Origin of the sequence: Bacillus sp. UNC69MF (assembly GCF_000746035.1) — a bacterium.
GTDB classification, from domain to species: Bacteria; Bacillota; Bacilli; order Bacillales; family Bacillaceae; genus Bacillus; species Bacillus velezensis.
The window spans coordinates 781,044-798,252 of record NZ_JQKM01000003.1; the positions used below are offsets into that span (position 1 = coordinate 781,044).

A 17,209-nucleotide genomic window follows, 5' to 3' on the forward strand; every position below is an offset into this window, starting at 1 on the left:
TTATACATGAAGTCTTATTTGATTATCGGGGCCGGCATTCTCGGTGCGTCCGCGGCTTATCATCTCGCAAAGGCCGGGGCGGATGTAACGGTCATTGACCGGAAGCACCCGGGGCAGGCGACTGACGCCGCGGCGGGGATCGTCTGCCCGTGGCTGTCACAGCGCCGCAATCAGGCATGGTATGCGATCGCAAAAGGCGGAGCCCGCTATTATAACCAATTGATACAGCAGCTTGAAGCTGACGGAGAAACGGACACCGGTTATCAAAAGGTCGGTGCCGTCAGCCTCCATACGGATGAAAAAAAGCTCAGCCAAATGGAGGAAAGAGCTTATAAAAGAAGAGAGGACGCCCCTGAAATCGGTGACATTACAAGACTGACTCCGGAAGAAACGAAGGCGCTGTTCCCCGCGCTGTCGGAGGAATACGGGGCGGTTCATGTCAGCGGCGCGGCCCGGGTGAACGGGAGGGCGCTTCGTAAGGCGCTGTTAAACGCGGCCGTTAAGCACGGCGCGGCTGTTTACAATGAAGAAGCGTCAATATTGACAGAGGATGGTGCCGTCATCGGTGTGAAAACCGCAGAACGCACGCTTACTGCCGACCAGGTTCTCGTAACGGCCGGCGCTTGGGCGAGAGAGCTGCTTGAGCCGCTCGGCATCCGTTTTTCAGTATCATACCAAAAGGCACAGATCGTTCATTTAGAGCTTCAAGGAGAGGATACGGGCGGCTGGCCTGTCGTCATGCCCCCAAACGATCAATACATTCTCGCCTTTGACAGCGGCAGAATCATAGCGGGCGCGACTCATGAAAACGATACCGGCATGGATTTGCGGGTGACGGCCGGCGGGCTCCGCGAGATTTTTGACAAAGCATTAACCGTGGCGCCGGGGCTTTCAGACAGTACTGTGATAGAGACAAGAGTCGGTTTCAGACCGTTTACTCCCGGTTTTCTTCCCGTCATCGGCAAAGTGCCGAATATCAGCGGACTCCTCGTTGCCAACGGGCTGGGCGCCTCAGGGCTGACGAGCGGGCCGTATCTGGGGGCTGAACTGGCGAAACTCGCGCTCGGGCAGCAGACGGAAATTGATTTGAGCCTTTATGATCCGGCCGGGGCGCTTGAATAAAAAATAGCTTTTGGCGCATTCTTATGATAGGATGGAGCTTTAATGAATAAGAGGACGTGACCCATTTGATAAAAATAAACCTTCCTGCTCCTGATGTAACCATTACGGAACGGCAGCAGTCACCGTCGGAGAATGAACCGGCGATTAAAGCGATTTACGGTTTCATTGATTTTCACCAAATTCCGAGAGACAAAGGCGGCATCTTTATGTTTTATAACATTCATGATGAGCTGCTGTTTGTCGGGAAAGCCCGTAAATTAAGACAAAGAATCAAAAAGCATTTTGAAGACAATGTGTCGCCTGTTAAACATCACAGGGACGAAGTGTATAAAATTGAAGTATGTGTCGTAAATGATCCGATGGAAAGGGAGATTTACGAAACGTACGCGATCAATACCCTTCAGTCGAAATACAACATTGAGAAAGTATTTTATAAATAAGAAAAACCGGAGCTTAAGGGCTCCGGTTTTCTTTATGTTTACAGTGCCAGCCACATCACGGCAATATGCACGATCAGCAGACAGTAAACGACGAGGAATAGCTGGACGACCTTTTTTCTGAATAACATGCAGATCATCATGAGCACGGGAAAAATCAGGACGCCGGCCGTTTTATTGATTGATGTATTCGGACGGTTCGACACGTCATAGTGAATGGCCATATCAGCAGGAAGAAACGGATAAAACACAATCGACAGAATAAAGGCGAGAACTACAGCTCCCCACAGCACTTTATCATTCATCAAAAACATATGAACACTCCCCTTTTTACATATAATAGTATATTAGTCCGAAAAATCTAATTTATCAATATTTTACCTGTTGATTGGTGTATAATCATGTCAATGAAATTTCCATACGCTAGGAGGGTTTCAATTGACTGACAAGAAGCAAACCAGCATGTTTTCATTCTTTCTTTTTATCATGGCCGCCTGGATCATCGTTTTGTTTTTTACCGTCATCGCGGCACTGCCAAGCTCCGCCATCCAATTAACCAAGCATCAATCCAAAACCGTTTCCATGATTTATCCGCAAAGCTGGGGATTTTTCAGTAAAGATCCGAGAGAAGACAGCTTGAATATCTATCTTCTTGATTCCGATGAGGAGCTCAGATGGCCGAATAATTCTCTGAAAAATGTCATCGGCTTAAACCGCTACGGCCGGACGCAAGGGATAGAGCTCGGCCTTATGCTGGAAAAGCTGCCTTCCAAAGAGAAGTGGAACGACTTCACGACTGGCCAAGACATTAAGGATACCACATTTTTGAAAATGAAAAATGAGTCTCCCTCCCCAAGGCTGAAAGGGAAAATGATCATTACATATGAACGCATTACCCCATGGGCATGGAGCCAGCATACCGAAACGAAAAGAACCATCAAAAAATACATCGGAGTGGATGTCAATTGATTCAGGATGCAAAAAAGCAGCTCACCTTATGGATGATGAAGAATCCGCCTTGGACAAATGTGTACGGGCTTGCCAGAAGCTTAATCGCGCTCGGTACGCTGCTGACATTGCTGTTCAATCCGGCGTCTGTCTTCTTCAAAACGCAAAATCAAATGCTCAGTTTTTCCGACACGTTCAGCCTGTTTCTGCTGTTTCCCGATTTCCGTTACATTGAGATCGTCAAAGCCGTTTGTATCTGTATGTTAATCCTTGTCGTCATTGGCTGGCGGCCGCGAATCACCGGTTTTTTTCACTGGTGGATTTCGTACAGCTTCCAAAACTCCGCCGTTACCCTTGACGGAGGAGATCAGGTGGCTGCCGTTTTTACACTGCTGCTGCTTCCGCTGACATTAACCGATCCGCGGAAATGGCACTGGTCTCCGTACGAGGCGTCTTTTGAGAAAAGGCCGCTTGAGCCTTATTACCGCTCCTTATGCTGGGCGACGCTGACAATCATCAGAATACAGGTCGCGATGCTTTACTTTAACTCTGTCATTGCCAAACTGATGGAAGAAGAGTGGCAGAACGGAACCGCCGTTTATTACTATTTGAATGATCCGATGCTGGGTCTGCCGGATGCGCTTCACGGTCTGTTTGACTTTATCCTGCAGTCCAAGCTTGTCATCATCCCGACTTGGGGCACGCTCATTGTGCAAACCATTATGTTCTGCGCTTTGTTCGCTCCGAAAACATATTGGCGTCTGATATTGTTTATCTCCATTTTTATGCACGAAATCTTTGCCGTTATGCTGGGGCTTACCTCGTTTTCCATTACGGTGGCTGGTATTTTGGTCCTGTTTTTGGTGCCGGCAGAGAAAACAGTAGCTTTGAACCATTACAATCCCCTTTTTATCAGATACAATTTTTTCAATAAAAGGAAAAGGAGGAAATTATTTGGTTAAAAGCAAGAAGTCCGCAGCTGCCATGATGCTGGTGTTTGTTTTAATGGTCGCATTAGTCGGCCCGCATGCCGCGGCGAAAACTGAGCCGTCGGTCTCTTATTCGGGTGAAGACATTTTTTCCGGCATCTTTTTCGGACAAGGTGAGGTCGCAAAACTCCTTCCTGAAGTATGGGATACCAAGGCTGTCAAAAAGATTGATCAGGATGAATTAAAGCAAGTTTCCGATCAGGTGATCGCTGATATTAAAAAGTCATCGCCGGATTATTTTAAAGAGTTGAAAGCGGCGGTCTACAGCGGCGATTATGAGAAAGTGAACAGCGTCATTGATCAAGGTTCGCAGATTATGGCGAAAGTGCTGAAAGAAGAGTTTGACAAAAAGAGCATGGACAAAGGAAAATCAACGGCCATCGGCCAATGCGCAACGGCTGTATGGGTATTTTTAAACGCGGCGGCCGCCATTGAGACGATCGCTCTTGCGGTAGCGGCCATCATTTTGACAGTAGCAAGCGTTGACGAAGATTCCGACTTAGGAAAAGAGCAGCTCATCGCTAATGTCGTTGACCGCATTAACGCGCAGCACTGAGGCTGAAGAAAGAAAACGCTAAGGAGACGAACCTTAGCGTTTTTTTGATTGAAGCATCTGTTTTAAATATGCTTCTGAATCAAAGCCGAGTTCCTCGTCGGCTTCTTTTTTCAGTTCAAGCTGAAGTCGCACGTACGTGTCATATTTCGGGCTGAGCTTTTGAAGAAGATTGCTGAAAGGCGATCCCTCCTTCAGCGCGGGCAGATCAGAAGCTGATTCTCCGACCTTGATCAGGCTTTCCCTGTATTCTTCATCTGTCTGCACTCTTTTCACAAGCTGAATGATGATGTTTTTATGAGTGTCCCAAGTGGCGGGGTCTCTCTCCAAAATCCGCTCGATAAATTGATCATGCTGTACTTTGTGCTGCTGGAGCTGAGCCGGATCCTCCTTGCCGACCAGCTGCATCATCGGGTGTGCAGCCGGAACTTCTTCCATATCATCCAATACTTTAATAAGCTCCGCCCATATCGTTTTTTTCTCATCTGTATCAATAGAAAAGTCGAGGAACGGTTCAAACAGCGCGGCGATAAATTCTCCGAAATCTCCCGGGAACAGTTTTTTCAGCTGAAGTCCCATATACTTCGGTTCATCTATTTTGACCTCGCCGATATCATGCAGAATTGAATCGACATTTTCCGCATCTTCCACGCGCTTGATCAGCATTTCAGTCAGTTTCCGTTCCTGCTCAAGCTCTTCAATCTGCCGGCTGAGCTTTTGATGCTGCTGGCGCAGTATATCATGCAGACTGCTGCCCTCTAAGAGGAACGCTTTAATATCGCTTACAGACAGTGCCAGCATTCGGAGGGCGGCAATCATTTTCAGCGTATTCACGTTCTGAGCGGAATACTCACGGTATCCGTTATCAGGGTTTTTGCTGACGGTGATTAAACCTTCCTGCTCATAATATTTGATGGCTTTTTTCGTGAGACCCGTCTGTCTGGCGGCTTCTTTTATATTCATTCTGAATCACTCCCTGTTTTTCATTCTAAACGTGTCTCTAAGGGTCAGGTCAAGAGAGGGCGGGAAATAAGACGGGTTTATTTTATATTTTAGAAATTTCAGAAAATATGATTGACAACGCACCTTTGTTGCGATTAATATAACGTTATATAATGTTATATAACGTTATATAATAAAACACTGAGGAGTGAAGGATTTGAGTCAAACTGCCGCACAAGTGAATCACAAAGTTCAGGCTTTCTTGGATGATCTGAAAGGAAAAACGATTGACCACGTCTTTTTCGTCGCTTGCGGGGGTTCTTCAGCCATTATGTATCCGAGCAAGTACGTGTTTGACAGAGAGGCGAAAGCCATCAGCTCTGATCTCTACAGTTCAAATGAATTTATTCAGCGCAATCCCGTTCAGCTCGGAGAGAACTCTCTCGTGATTTTATGTTCTCAGTCAGGCAATACGCCGGAAACGGTGAAAGCCGCCGGTTTCGCCAGAAAAAAAGGCGCGCTTACGATTGCGATGACCTTTGAGCCTGATTCGCCGCTAGCGAAAGAAGCCGAATATGTCGCGGTGTATGACTGGGGTGAGAATGCACAGGCGATAAATACGAATTACGGGGTTCTGTATCAAATCGTGTTCGGCGCTTTACACGTGCTGGAAAACCATCCCGCGTTTGAGTCGGCGATCGACGGACTCAATAAGCTCCAGACCGTATATGACAAAGCGCTTAAACAAGAAGCGGATCACGCAAAGGCATTCGCGAAAGCCCACGAAAAAGAAGATATCATTTACACGATGGCAAGCGGTGCGAACTACGGCGTCGCTTACTCCTACAGCATCTGCATTCTCATGGAAATGCAATGGATTCATTCCCACGCCATTCATGCCGGAGAATATTTTCACGGACCGTTCGAAATCATTGATGAATCCGTTCCATTTATTATCCTGCTCGGCTTAGACGAAACAAGACCCCTTGAAGAGCGGGCGCTTTCCTTCTCAAAAAGATACGGCAAAAAACTGACTGTGCTTGATGCGGCAGCATATGATTTTTCCGGAATTGACGATTCTGTAAAAGGCTATCTGGCTCCTCTCGTATTAAACCGGGTGCTCAGAAGCTATGCGGATGCGCTGGCGGAAGCAAGGAACCATCCGTTAAGCCAGCGGCGTTACATGTGGAAAGTCGAATATTAAGAACGCGCATTATATTTCACCGGACTATAATGATATATAACGTTATAGTCCGGTGACAAAGGAGGAAAAGCATCTGAAAAAGCTCATCTGCCTGTTCGTTCTGTTAGCCGTATGTCTGTCAGCCGCCGCCTGTTCAAGCCAAAGCAGTTCCTCTGACGGAAAAGTGACTCTGAAGTTTTTTCACAGGTGGCCGAAGGAGCCGGAAAAAAGCTATTTTGAAGAAGCGGTCAAAGAATTTGAAGCCGCTCATCCGGATATTCATATCCAAACGGAAGCGGTCTTAAACGATTCTTATAAAGACAAGGTGAAAGTCATGCTCGGAACAACGAGCCCCCCTGATATTTTCTTTTCATGGAGCGACCGGTTTGCTTATAAATTCATCAAAGGAGATAAAGCCCTCGATCTGTCGTCTTACTATCAGCAGGATAAAGATTGGTCCTCACAGCTTGTGCAGTCACAAATCAAACCTTTTACGCATGACGGAAAACAGTACGGTGTTCCGTGGCAAATGGACGCTAAATCATTCTTTTATAATAAGGACATTTTTAATTCATTACATTTGAAGCCCCCGGCGACATGGGATGAACTGATCACAGTCTCTGAGAAATTGAAAGAGAACGGATATATTCCGATCAGTTTCGGAACAAAAGCGCCTTGGACCATTTCTCATTATATCGGGACGCTGAACCAGCGTATGGTGGATGAAAAAACGCGGGCGAAGGATTACAGCCCGGAAACCGGGGAGTTTACGGACGAAGGCTATGTCAAAGCGCTTGAAAAGCTTCAGGAACTTCTGCCGTACTTTACAAAGCACGTGAACTCCGTTGATCACGAATACGTGCGCCAGCAGTTTACGAGCGGCAAAGCGGCGATGATTTATGCGGAAACGGCAGAAATTAAGCTCGTCGAACCGGTCAATCTGGGCTTGTTTCCTTTCCCGAAAATCAGCGGCGAAAAGGGATCTCCCCGTGCACTGACCGGATCTCCGGAAGGATTTATGATTTCCTCAAAAACGAAGCACCCGAAAGAAGCCATGGAATTTCTTCAGTTTTTAACCTCGAAAAAAATGGGAGAGAAGCTGATAAAAGACGTCGGTAAATACAGCGCGGTTCAGGGAACGGCGACAGAAAACAATTCCACCCCGATCCAGCGTGAAGCCGTGCAGGATATCGTCCGCGCCGAAACAATGGTGCCGTGGTTTGATATGGATGTTGACGTTGAAATCGCCGATGTGTATGCGGCAGGCGTTCAGCAGATGCTCGGCGGCACAATGACACCGCGCGAGGTGATGAATTCCGTGCAGAAAGCGGCGCGTCAAGTCAAAGCGTCATCTGAATAGAACAGATTTCTTTGGAGAAAGGAGATGAGGATTTCCTTGGTCAGCCGAAAACGTTTCATTCCGTATCTGTTTCTCGCGCCCGCGCTGATTTTTCTGCTGTTCGTTTACATTCCGATTATTGAGAATGTGTTTTTCAGTCTGTTTGAATGGAGCTCATTTCAACCCGAAAAGACGTTTATCGGTTTGAAAAATTATATTGACCTGTTTCACGATCCCGTATTTTTTACAGCGCTCCGCAACAATGTGCTGTATGCGGTCATATCGCTGATTTGCCAGGTTGGCGGCGGCTTAATTCTGGCGGCCGTGCTGGAAGACAGATTGGTAAGAAAATGGTCGCCGTTTTTCCGCACGGTCTTTTTTCTTCCGGTCGTCATTTCCATGACCGTCATTGCGCTGTTGTTTGATTTTATTTATAACCCGGAAATCGGGCTTTTGAATCAGCTGCTGGAAGCCGTCGGACTTGATGAACTGACCCGGGCGTGGCTGGGCGATGAAAACACCGCTATGCTGTCTGTCATTTTTGTGTCTCAATGGCAGTCTGTCGGTTACATCGCCATGCTGTACATTGTCTCGATTCAGAGCATTCCTGCTGAATTATATGAATCGGCGCAGCTGGACGGAGCCGGAAAAATCCAGCAGTTTTTTCACATTACGGTGCCGCAGACGAAAGAAATGTCGTTTGTTGCTGTGGTGATGACGCTGACCGGCGCATTTACCGTATTTAATGAACCGTATATTCTGACCGGCGGAGGTCCGGGCAATGCTTCAGAAGTGCTGAGCACATTTTTGTATAAGAGCGCTTTTACAAAGGATATGATGGGCTACGCTTCTGCGATCGCGACGGTGGTGCTTTTGCTGACGCTTGCTCTGTCGCTTATTCAGATGAAATTCTTTAAGACCGGAAAGGAGGAGTAGCCGATGCTTCCTGAAAAGACGGACTTGCGTCATGCCCGTCAGGCCGTCAGAACAGGCGGAAAACCGAGAAAATGGTATGTCGGGGAAACGTCTGTGTGGCTGTTTCTCTTTATCTACCTCATTGCCGTTGCTTATCCGCTGTTATGGATGGCGGTCAGCGCCTTTAAAAGCTCGGATGAGATTTTTGAGCACAGCTGGTCGCTGCCCTCTGTCTGGCATCCCGAAAACTTCGTATCCGCATGGAACCAAGGGATTTCCGCTTATTTTATGAACAGTGTCATTGTGACCGTGCTGACTTGTCTCATCACCGTATTTGTGAGCGCCTGGGCGGCATACGGGCTGGCCCGTTTTCAATTTAAAGGAAAAGGGTTTGTGCTGATCATTTGTCTTGGCGGCTTGATGCTGACGCCGCAGGTCAGTCTTGTGCCGCTGTACTCCATTATCCAGTCATTGGGACTGTACAATACGTATTGGGCATTGATTCTTCCGTACGCCGCCTACCGTATTCCGTTTACCGTGATTCTGATCCGTTCCTATTTTTTGTCGATTTCCAAAGAGCTTGAGGAAGCTGCCTATCTGGATGGATGTACAAGTTTCGGAATATTTTTCAGAATATTCTTACCTATGAGCGTGCCGATTCTGGTGACATCAGGCATTTTGACGGCTTACCATACATGGAATGAGTTTATGTTTGCGATTATTTTTATCGATGATGAAAATTTACGGACGATTCCGGCCGGGCTGATGCAGTTCAGAGATGCGCTGCAGACGGATTGGGGCGTGCTGCTGGCCGGGCTGACGATTTCTGCTGCTCCGATCATCGCGCTGTTTCTATTGATGCAGAGATATTTTATCCGCGGCATTGCTGCGGGAAGCGTGAAAGGATAAGGAGGATGAAAAGATGAAACTGATAGCGGCCGGAGATAATGTAGTAGATTATTATCAGGATCAGGAGACGTTTTACCCGGGCGGAAATGCGTTAAACGTAGCCGTGCTTGCCCGGCGCTTAGGCCACGAAACTTCTTATATCGGGATTCTCGGCAGTGATGAAGCGGCGGATCACGTATTGAATGTGCTGAAACTGGAAAAGGTGAATGCCGATCTGATCCGCCGGGCATACGGAGAAAACGGGATGGCGGTCGTCACGCTTGATGAAAGAGGGGACAGGATATTTGCCGGATCAAATAAAGGCGGCGTGCAATCGCGTCTGACGCTCGCTTTTCAGGAGAATGACATCTCATTTATCGCCGGACATGATCTGCTGCATACGAGCGTATACAGCAGGATAGAACGTGACCTCCCGATGCTGAGCGGCCATGTGCCGATTTCCTTTGACTTCTCTGTAAAACGTGACGAAGCCTATTTAGAAGCGGTCTGTCCGTACGTGACGTATGCGTTTTTTTCCGGGAGTGATTTGAGTGAAAGTGAATGTATGCGGCTTGCCGAAAAAGCCCGCGGTTTCGGAGCGAAAATCGTCTGTCTGACAAGGGGAGAATATGGCGCGGTGTTATCGGATGGGGAACGCGTCTATCATCAGCCGGTGGTAAGAGCTGATATAATAGATACATTGGGCGCGGGTGATTCTTTTATCGCCGGGTTTCTTACCGATTTCTTCGAGCATCAGGATATTCGGCGAGCGCTTACTGCAGCCGCCGGGACGGCTGCCAAAACATGCGAAGGGTTCGGAGCGTTCGGTTACGGGCATCCCTACAGGCCGGGCGGCGGGAAAAGCAGTGAAAAAACGAGAATACGATAAGCATTGTCTCGTTTTTTATACTTGTTACGCATAGGGACTGTTAATGGTAAACGTGACGCGGTCGGTATGCATTAAAAACAGCGAGCTGTATATCGGCTGGTCTTTTGACATAAAAGCGGTTTTGTCAATTTCAAAAAGCGCATCCCCGATATCACAAGCCAGATAGCGGCTTTCTTCCTGCTTGGCGTATACGACATTTAACAGCTTCGTATTATGGGTGGGCACTACTTGATAGTGCTGTTTCAAAATGTCATGCATCGACACGCCGCCTTTAATATGCTTGCCGATGTCGGGAAATAAACTGAGCGGATAGTGGGCGATTTCGAATGAGAGCGGCTGGTCGTCGTGAAATAAAATGCGTTTTAATTCAAGAACGGGACTTTCGGAAGCGACGCGAAGTTTTTGGGCGATGGATTTAGGCGCTTCAATGATTTCATGGGAAAGGATCTGGTGTTTCGGTTTTTTCCCCGTTGATTCCATAAATTCAGAGTAGCCGTTGACCGCGATGAGCTCCCGCTTCAGTTTAGGGCTTTTAACGAACGTTCCCTTTCCCTGCTGCCGGACGAGCCAGCCTTCTTCCACAAGATCAAGGATGGCCTTCCTGACCGTTATGCGGCTGACGTTGTACGTTTCGCACAGCTCATTTTCGGTCGGCAGTTTCACGGACGGCGAATAAACGCCCTTCTTGATATCGTCCGCGATAATTTGTTTCAGCTGAATATATAAAGGTTTCGAGCTCCCGTTATTTAACAATGGGACGGACCTCCTTTGTCAAGTAGTAGTACTATTATATGTATTATGACGTTATAATACAAATTTGCTTTTCATTTATGAATCTGTCAGAAACCCCGAACATTTTTAACATAACAGAAAGATGTGGCGGTTTCCAGTATTGGAGGAGGTTTCGAATGGCATCATTAACATTTGACCATATCAAAAAAACATACGGCGCCCAATCGGCGGCAGTGAAGGATTTTCACTTAGATGTAAAAGATGAGGAGCTGCTGGTGCTAGTCGGTCCCTCCGGCTGCGGCAAATCTACGACACTCAGAATGATTGCCGGACTGGAGAGCATTTCTGAAGGGAAGCTTTATATCGATGGAGACACGGTGAACGATCTGCCCCCGAAGGATCGCGATATCGCGATGGTTTTTCAGAATTACGCGCTGTATCCCCACATGACGGTGTTTGATAATATGGCGTTCGGCTTGAAGCTCAGAAAGCTGCCGAAAAAAGAAATCGCAGAGCGAGTCCGGACGGCCGCTGATATTTTGGAAATCGGGCATCTGCTCAAGCGGAAACCGAAGGCTCTTTCAGGCGGACAGCGGCAGCGGGTTGCGCTCGGCCGGTCGATCGTGCGGGAGCCGAAAGTGTTTCTGATGGACGAGCCGCTTTCCAACTTAGATGCGAAATTGCGAGTGACGATGCGCGCCGAAATCAGCAAGCTCCATCAGCGTTTGAAAGCGACCATCGTTTATGTGACGCATGATCAGACGGAAGCGATGACAATGGGCGACCGGATTGTCGTGATGAATGAAGGAGATATTCAGCAGGCCGCAAGCCCCCATGAGATTTATCATTATCCGGCGAATCTGTTTGTGGCGGGTTTTATCGGTTCTCCGAGTATGAATTTTATAAAAGGCGTCATTGAAGAAAGTCACGGGCAATGGTATTTTGCCGGTTCGTCCGTTCGTCTGCCCATTCCGAAAGAAAAAGCGGCCGTTCTTGTGCAGAAAGGATACAGCGGTAAGGAGATGATTGCGGGGCTGCGTCCGGAGCATTTGACGCTTGCCGGACAATCAGAGCACCCGCCTGAAGCGGTGTGCCGCGCTGTGGCGGAAGTATGTGAAAACTTAGGCGCGGAGATGTACGTTCATGCGGTGAGCGGAGATGACCGCATGACGATCCGTCTTGACGGCGCTTCACAGGTGAAACCCGGCGATGCCATTCTGCTTGCGGTCAATATGAACCGGGCCGTCTTTTTTGATGCCGACACTGAAAACGCCGTATATTGAAAAAGGGAGCCTGATGATCGGGGCTCCCTTATCACTTCTTATGATACGATTACCAGATTTCATCCGCCCATTCCGGATGGTCGATAAACGGATTGCGGTTATGCTGATAGTCTTCGTAAATGATTTCGTTCCGCCGTTTTTCCTTACTGTCGACGGGGTCTTGTTGATTCCATTTGAGCAAAACGGACAGTTTTCCCATGTAAGGAGCTGAGCCGTTTCCGGTTTTATCATTCAGCTCAAGGTCAGGATACCCGTCGTCTCCTTCATAACGCACCGCCATGTAAAACAGCATGCGGGCGACATCTCCTTTAACCTCATCGCGCGGCTCCCAGGAATCACCGTCGTAATAATTGCCCGGCGCTTTCGGGTATTCTGAGCCGCCGTTATCAAAATCCATGTTTCCTCTGGCACTGTTCACCTGGACGTCTGCAGGGCGCAGATGATGAATGTCCGTCCCGGGGCCGGCAGCTGTTCCGAAGTTTCCGTGTGACTTTGCCCACACGTGTTCCCGGTTCCAGTCCCCGGCGCTGCCGCCGTTTTTACTTTTGGCCCGTGATTCCTGGGTGTAGAGCAAGATGACATTGTTCGGGTTTGCCGGATCTTCGTCAGTTTCCTTCAATGCATTCCATACTTGGCTGTAAGACAGCTTTGTATGTCCGCTGATGATGCGGTGCAGGGCGCTCTTTAAGGCCGTTCCGCTTTTTCCGGAAGCTTCTTTGTAATATGTGTCCGTATCCGCAGACGGAGTGATGACAGCTGAGGCAGTTTGCGGAAAAAGAGTTGTGCCGCCGGCAGTTGAAACCGCCATCCGGCTGTACAGATTCGTGTCAGCCGGCGCGCCCGCAGAGGCTGACGGCGCGGCCCATCCAAAAATGAAAAACAGGCAGACAATCGGCAGAAACCAAAGTTTTTTTGTCATGACTTGCCCTCCTTTACCTCTATTATCCAAAAAATAGATCTAATATTCTATCTTTTTTGAAAAATGGTTCCTTCGGCTTATTGGTCAAAGTATCCGGAAAATCATTGATTTTTTAGAGGATATGATAATGAACTCATTATGCGCTCCTTCTATAATGAAGATCATCTTGTCAGTTTTTCAGTTTAAAAGGAGGGCGTGTATGGAACATCAGCAGCTTTCGGCGGCGAATATCGGGATTTCCGATGACATACAATGGCTGTCTCAATTCGGCGCTTCCGCTTCCGGCGGAGTGACGAGGCTTTTATATACGAAAGAATGGATGGACGCCCAGCTTGCCGTCAAAAAGAAAATGGAGGCGTTCGGGCTGGAAACGGCATTTGACGATGTCGGTAACGTATTCGGCCGGCTGAACGGCACAGAATCGCCTGATGAGGTGATTCTGACCGGGTCGCATATTGACACCGTTATTGACGGCGGCAAATATGACGGTGCGTTCGGCGTGCTGGCGGGCATGCTGGCGATCCGTCATTTGCATGAGACGTTGGGGCGTCCGAAAAAAACGCTGGAGGCTGTGTCGCTTTGTGAAGAGGAAGGGAGCCGTTTTCCCATCACTTATTGGGGCTCAGGCAATATCACCGGTGCTTTCTCGCTATCAGATGCGGAAACGCCGAAAGACGCGTCCGGCATTTCTCTGTTAGAAGCCATGCGGCAGAACGGCTTCGGTGCAGGTCGTTATCCAGCACCGCTGCGCACTGATATTAGTGCCTTTCTGGAAATTCATATTGAACAGGGGCAAACGCTTGAACGATCGGGAAGGGATATCGGGATTGTCACCGGGATTGCCGGACAGAGACGCTATACCGTTACGCTTGACGGTGAATGCAACCATGCCGGCACTACTTCAATGAAATGGCGGAAAGACCCGCTCGCGGCGGGAAGCAGCATCATCCACGAACTCATGCTCTCAGCGGAAAGACAGCCGGAAGAGCTCCGCCTGACGTGCGGGAAAATGACGGTTGAACCGAATATGGCGAATGTCATTCCGGGCCGTATCCAGTTTTCCGTTGATATTCGCCACCCGGAGGAAGACGTGCTGGCAGCCTTCCATCAGAAACTGGCGTCGATTGTTGAAAACATCAGCCGCAGCAAAGGAGTCAGGCCCGTTATTGATGAATATATGAGGATAGAGCCGGTTCAAATGAATCAGACACTGACGCGTACCGCAGCGGAGGCTGCAAAAGAACAGGGGGCGGACCCGGAGAAAATCGTAAGCGGAGCGGGACATGACGCCCAGATGCTCGGCAGAACCTTTCCGGCCTGCATGCTGTTTGTGCCGAGCCGTGGCGGGATCAGCCACTCGCCGCTTGAATTCACACCCGCACATCAGCTTGAAACCGGCGTCCTTACGCTGGCGAATGTATTACATAAACTTGCCTATTAACGTAAAGGGGGAATCGGCGTGCCGACCAGAAAAGAATTGTGCATTCCGCAAAGAACCATTATGACACCGGGACCGACAGAAGCTGAACCGAGAGTGCTGAGGGCGATGGGCGCTCCGATCATCGGCCAGTTTGACCCGGCATTTACCGGCATCATGAACGAAACGATGCAAATGCTCCGGGAATTGTTTCAAACGGAAAACCGCTGGGCCTATCCGATTGACGGTACATCAAGAGCGGGGATTGAGGCTGTTCTCGCAAGTGTGATAGAACCGGGCGACAGCGTGCTCGTTCCGATATACGGACGCTTCGGATACCTGCTGACTGAAATCGCCGAGCGGTACGGAGCGGACGTTCATACGATCGAGTGTGAATGGGGAACGGTCTTCCGGCCTGAAGAGATTATCAGCGAGATGAAAAAGATTTCCCCGAAAATCGTCGCTATGGTGCACGGAGAAACATCAACGGGGCGGATTCACCCGCTGAAAGAAATCGGGGAAGCGTGCCGCGCCCAAGACGCACTCTTTATCGTGGATGCCGTGGCCACGATTGGCGGATGCGCCGTAAAAACGGATGAATGGAAGATTGACGCAGTCATCGGGGGAACGCAAAAATGCCTATCGGTCCCTTCCGGAATGGCGCCGATTACTTATAATGACCGGACGGCAGCTGTCATTGCCGCGCGTAAAAAGGTAGAACGGGGCATTGCGACTGCGGCTGACGGTAAAATGCTGTCCGGTAATCGGCCGGTTACGAGCAACTATTTTGATCTGAGCCAGCTCGAAGATTATTGGAGTGAAAGAAGGCTGAATCACCATACAGAAGCGACAGCAATGCTTTATGCGCTGCGGGAGGGTGTGCGCCTTGTCCTGGAAGAAGGACTTGAAGAACGGTTCCGCAGGCATCAGCGTCATGAAAAAGCGCTTACGGCGGGACTTGCAGCGATGGGCCTTGATTTATTCGGCGATCCGGAGGCGAAGCTGCCTGTCGTCACATGCGTGAAGATTCCGCCGGAAGCAGACGGCGAATCGATCAGAAGTATGCTTTTGTCTCAATTCGGAATTGAAATCGCCAGCTCATTCGGTCCGCTGCAGGGGAAAATTTGGAGAATCGGAACGATGGGCTACAGCTGCAGAAAGGAAAATGTGCTGTTTGTGCTGGCCGGACTTGAAGCGGTTCTGATCAGACACGGTGTTGCCGTTAAAGCCGGGGAAGCGCTGCAGGCGGCCCTTAACATATATGATCTGCCGGCTGAAACCGGTGTGCTGTCATGAGACATGAAAACGAGATTGAAATCATCTGGACTTTTTTCCCTTTTCCCCGTTATACTGAATGGTATAAAAAATGACAAATATGGAACGATCATCTGTTTGTCTGGGGAGAAGGTAAGAAATCATGGCGTACATGGGCCGATTGTCAATTTTAATGCTGAATATGTTTATTGCGATGCTTGGAATCGGATTGATTATTCCGATTATGCCCGCATATATTACCGAATTCGGAGCGACGGGGAGCACGATGGGTCTGCTTGTTGCGGCGGCGGGGCTTACACAGCTTTTATTTGCGCCTATTGCCGGGGAAATAACCGACAAATACGGACGGCGGAAACTGATTATTTTCGGCATCGCCGCCTTTGCCGTGTCACAATTGATCTTCGCTTTTGCCGGAAGCCTGTGGCAATTGTTCGCATCCCGCCTTTTGGGCGGAATGGGCGCGGCGTTTTTAATGCCGTCAATGTTCGCTTACATAGCGGATATTACGACCGAAGAAGAACGCGGGAAAGGAATGGGGCTGTTCAGCGCGGCGATGACGCTCGGTGTCGTCATCGGGCCCGGTGTCGGAGGCTATTTGGTTCATTACGGCATGTCTGTGCCGTTCATCGTGTCTGCAAGTCTTGCCTGCTTTTCAAGTGTGCTTTCATTTTTCTTTCTGCCCGAAACGCTGGGACGTGAAAAGCAGCTGGAAGCCCGGGCAAAAACGGAAAAACGTGAGCATCTGTTTAAGCAAATGTCACGCGCGCTCAAATCGCCGTTCGCGTTTATGCTGATTCTGGTTTTTGTGCTGAACTTCGGAATTATGAACTTTGAATCTGTTTTCGGCCTTTACGTTGACCATAAACACGGATTTAAAGCGTCTGATATTGCCTTTATTATTACGGCTGCGGGTCTCATCGGCGTGTTTGTGCAGGCGGTCGGCGTCAGTTATCTCGTCCGCAAGTTCGGGGAAAAACGCGTGATTAACGTGACGTTGATCGGGGCTGCTGCAGGACTTGTGTGGTGCCGGTTTGCGGGTTCATATTGGGCCGTTTTTGCCGCGGCAATCTTTTTCCTGACGCTGACATCGCTGCTCCGGCCGGCCGTTAATACGATGCTGTCGAAGCTCGCCGGTGACCAGCAGGGGTTTGCCGGCGGGATGAACACCTCATTCATCAGCTTAGCGAATATCGCCGGACCGTCAGCCGCCGGTTTTCTCTTTGACGTAAATATGGAATTTCCGTATATGCTGGGAGCGGCCATTCTCGCCATCAGTTTTCTGGCCGCGCTTGGCTGGGGCAAAAAGACACAGACCCGGCCGTTCACGCAGCAAGGATAAGAATCAAAGCCTCCGTGTATCCGGAGGCTTTTTGCTATT

General features: G+C 49.1%; 17 protein-coding genes and 1 pseudogene. 14 read left to right on the plus strand and 4 right to left on the minus strand.

Annotated elements, in window-relative coordinates; translation table 11 throughout:
• Nucleotides 1–6: 6 nt before the first annotated feature.
• Together BR62_RS0103925 and BR62_RS0103930 are read left to right on the plus strand one after the other, a co-directional pair.
• Entirely contained in the window at nucleotides 7–1,122 is a 1,116-nt protein-coding gene (locus BR62_RS0103925; protein ID WP_032869743.1) for an NAD(P)/FAD-dependent oxidoreductase, read from the plus strand.
• Between the two features lie 65 nt (nucleotides 1,123–1,187).
• On the plus strand, nucleotides 1,188–1,562 hold the full coding sequence (locus BR62_RS0103930) for a nucleotide excision repair endonuclease (RefSeq protein ID WP_007410094.1): 375 nt from the start codon (nucleotides 1,188–1,190) through the stop codon (nucleotides 1,560–1,562).
• A gap of 38 nt (nucleotides 1,563–1,600) precedes the next feature.
• Here BR62_RS0103930 and BR62_RS0103935 read toward each other — a convergent pair whose 3' ends face one another.
• On the minus strand, nucleotides 1,601–1,873 hold the full coding sequence (locus BR62_RS0103935; RefSeq protein ID WP_007410095.1) for a DUF1648 domain-containing protein: 273 nt from the start codon (nucleotides 1,871–1,873) through the stop codon (nucleotides 1,601–1,603).
• A 124-nt stretch (nucleotides 1,874–1,997) separates the two neighbouring features.
• Between BR62_RS0103935 and BR62_RS0103940 the strand changes: the two genes are divergently transcribed.
• The 3 genes and pseudogenes from BR62_RS0103940 (at nucleotide 1,998) to BR62_RS0103950 (ending at nucleotide 4,052) form a co-directional block, all read left to right on the plus strand.
• The gene (locus BR62_RS0103940; protein WP_032869745.1) at nucleotides 1,998–2,528 is read left to right on the plus strand and encodes an SdpA family antimicrobial peptide system protein; all 531 of its coding nucleotides are present in this window, start codon (nucleotides 1,998–2,000) and stop codon (nucleotides 2,526–2,528) included.
• 32 nt (nucleotides 2,529–2,560) lie between these two features.
• Nucleotides 2,561–3,377, plus strand: a pseudogene (locus tag BR62_RS0103945) (sporulation-delaying protein SdpB family protein); the annotation flags it as partial.
• A gap of 84 nt (nucleotides 3,378–3,461) precedes the next feature.
• Entirely contained in the window at nucleotides 3,462–4,052 is a 591-nt protein-coding gene (locus tag BR62_RS0103950; protein WP_007410098.1) for a sporulation delaying protein family toxin, read from the plus strand.
• Nucleotides 4,053–4,085: 33 nt separating this feature from the next.
• Here BR62_RS0103950 and BR62_RS0103955 read toward each other — a convergent pair whose 3' ends face one another.
• Entirely contained in the window at nucleotides 4,086–5,012 is a 927-nt protein-coding gene (locus BR62_RS0103955; protein ID WP_007410099.1) for a MerR family transcriptional regulator, read from the minus strand.
• Nucleotides 5,013–5,208: 196 nt separating this feature from the next.
• On the opposite strand from BR62_RS0103955, the gene BR62_RS0103960 reads away from it, so the two are divergent.
• The 5 genes from BR62_RS0103960 (at nucleotide 5,209) to BR62_RS0103980 (ending at nucleotide 10,205) form a co-directional block, all read left to right on the plus strand.
• Entirely contained in the window at nucleotides 5,209–6,195 is a 987-nt protein-coding gene (locus BR62_RS0103960; RefSeq protein WP_007410100.1) for an SIS domain-containing protein, read from the plus strand.
• Between the two features lie 73 nt (nucleotides 6,196–6,268).
• Complete coding sequence (locus BR62_RS0103965; RefSeq protein ID WP_032865287.1) at nucleotides 6,269–7,534, plus strand: ABC transporter substrate-binding protein; 1,266 nt, start codon at nucleotides 6,269–6,271, stop codon at nucleotides 7,532–7,534.
• 24 nt (nucleotides 7,535–7,558) lie between these two features.
• Nucleotides 7,559–8,449 (plus strand): carbohydrate ABC transporter permease, encoded by an 891-nt coding sequence (locus BR62_RS0103970; RefSeq protein ID WP_012118373.1) that lies wholly within the window; start codon nucleotides 7,559–7,561, stop codon nucleotides 8,447–8,449.
• Between the two features lie 3 nt (nucleotides 8,450–8,452).
• Nucleotides 8,453–9,337 (plus strand): carbohydrate ABC transporter permease, encoded by an 885-nt coding sequence (locus BR62_RS0103975; protein ID WP_003151895.1) that lies wholly within the window; start codon nucleotides 8,453–8,455, stop codon nucleotides 9,335–9,337.
• 13 nt (nucleotides 9,338–9,350) lie between these two features.
• Nucleotides 9,351–10,205 carry a PfkB family carbohydrate kinase gene (locus BR62_RS0103980; protein ID WP_032869749.1) on the plus strand — a complete coding sequence of 285 codons (855 nt, stop codon included), beginning with the start codon at nucleotides 9,351–9,353 and terminating at the stop codon, nucleotides 10,203–10,205.
• Between the two features lie 24 nt (nucleotides 10,206–10,229).
• Here the strand turns inward: BR62_RS0103980 and BR62_RS0103985 are convergent, their stop codons facing one another.
• Nucleotides 10,230–10,958, minus strand: coding sequence for a transcriptional regulator FrlR (locus BR62_RS0103985; protein ID WP_012118372.1), 729 nt, complete (start codon nucleotides 10,956–10,958; stop codon nucleotides 10,230–10,232).
• Between the two features lie 155 nt (nucleotides 10,959–11,113).
• On the opposite strand from BR62_RS0103985, the gene BR62_RS0103990 reads away from it, so the two are divergent.
• Complete coding sequence (locus tag BR62_RS0103990; protein WP_032869751.1) at nucleotides 11,114–12,220, plus strand: ABC transporter ATP-binding protein; 1,107 nt, start codon at nucleotides 11,114–11,116, stop codon at nucleotides 12,218–12,220.
• A gap of 49 nt (nucleotides 12,221–12,269) precedes the next feature.
• On the opposite strand, the gene BR62_RS0103995 is transcribed toward BR62_RS0103990, so the two are convergent.
• On the minus strand, nucleotides 12,270–13,139 hold the full coding sequence (locus tag BR62_RS0103995; RefSeq protein ID WP_032869753.1) for an endonuclease I family protein: 870 nt from the start codon (nucleotides 13,137–13,139) through the stop codon (nucleotides 12,270–12,272).
• Between the two features lie 199 nt (nucleotides 13,140–13,338).
• Between BR62_RS0103995 and allC the strand changes: the two genes are divergently transcribed.
• The 3 genes from allC to BR62_RS0104010 all read left to right on the plus strand — a co-directional run bounded on the left by allC (nucleotide 13,339) and on the right by BR62_RS0104010 (nucleotide 17,170).
• On the plus strand, nucleotides 13,339–14,580 hold the full coding sequence (gene allC, locus BR62_RS0104000) for an allantoate deiminase (RefSeq protein WP_032869755.1): 1,242 nt from the start codon (nucleotides 13,339–13,341) through the stop codon (nucleotides 14,578–14,580).
• 60 nt (nucleotides 14,581–14,640) lie between these two features.
• Complete coding sequence (locus tag BR62_RS0104005) at nucleotides 14,641–15,852, plus strand: pyridoxal-phosphate-dependent aminotransferase family protein (protein WP_395097040.1); 1,212 nt, start codon at nucleotides 14,641–14,643, stop codon at nucleotides 15,850–15,852.
• A 121-nt stretch (nucleotides 15,853–15,973) separates the two neighbouring features.
• Nucleotides 15,974–17,170: an MFS transporter gene (locus tag BR62_RS0104010; protein WP_032869760.1), complete on the plus strand. Its 1,197-nt coding sequence runs from the start codon at nucleotides 15,974–15,976 to the stop codon at nucleotides 17,168–17,170.
• Nucleotides 17,171–17,209 lie beyond the last annotated feature (39 nt).

Excerpts from the sequence above, each read along its gene's own strand:
- BR62_RS0103925 (WP_032869743.1), top strand. The coding sequence starts at position 7 with ATGAAGTCTTATTTGATTATCGGGGCCGGCATTCTCGGTGCGTCCGCG.
- BR62_RS0103935 (WP_007410095.1), bottom strand. The coding sequence starts at position 1,873 with ATGTTTTTGATGAATGATAAAGTGCTGTGGGGAGCTGTAGTTCTCGCC.
- BR62_RS0103955 (WP_007410099.1), bottom strand. The coding sequence starts at position 5,012 with ATGAATATAAAAGAAGCCGCCAGACAGACGGGTCTCACGAAAAAAGCC.
- BR62_RS0103970 (WP_012118373.1), top strand. The coding sequence starts at position 7,559 with ATGAGGATTTCCTTGGTCAGCCGAAAACGTTTCATTCCGTATCTGTTT.
- BR62_RS0103975 (WP_003151895.1), top strand. The coding sequence starts at position 8,453 with ATGCTTCCTGAAAAGACGGACTTGCGTCATGCCCGTCAGGCCGTCAGA.
- BR62_RS0103980 (WP_032869749.1), top strand. The coding sequence starts at position 9,351 with ATGAAACTGATAGCGGCCGGAGATAATGTAGTAGATTATTATCAGGAT.
- BR62_RS0103990 (WP_032869751.1), top strand. The coding sequence starts at position 11,114 with ATGGCATCATTAACATTTGACCATATCAAAAAAACATACGGCGCCCAA.
- BR62_RS0103995 (WP_032869753.1), bottom strand. The coding sequence starts at position 13,139 with ATGACAAAAAAACTTTGGTTTCTGCCGATTGTCTGCCTGTTTTTCATT.
- allC (WP_032869755.1), top strand. The coding sequence starts at position 13,339 with ATGGAACATCAGCAGCTTTCGGCGGCGAATATCGGGATTTCCGATGAC.
- BR62_RS0104005 (WP_395097040.1), top strand. The coding sequence starts at position 14,641 with ATGACACCGGGACCGACAGAAGCTGAACCGAGAGTGCTGAGGGCGATG.
- BR62_RS0104010 (WP_032869760.1), top strand. The coding sequence starts at position 15,974 with ATGGCGTACATGGGCCGATTGTCAATTTTAATGCTGAATATGTTTATT.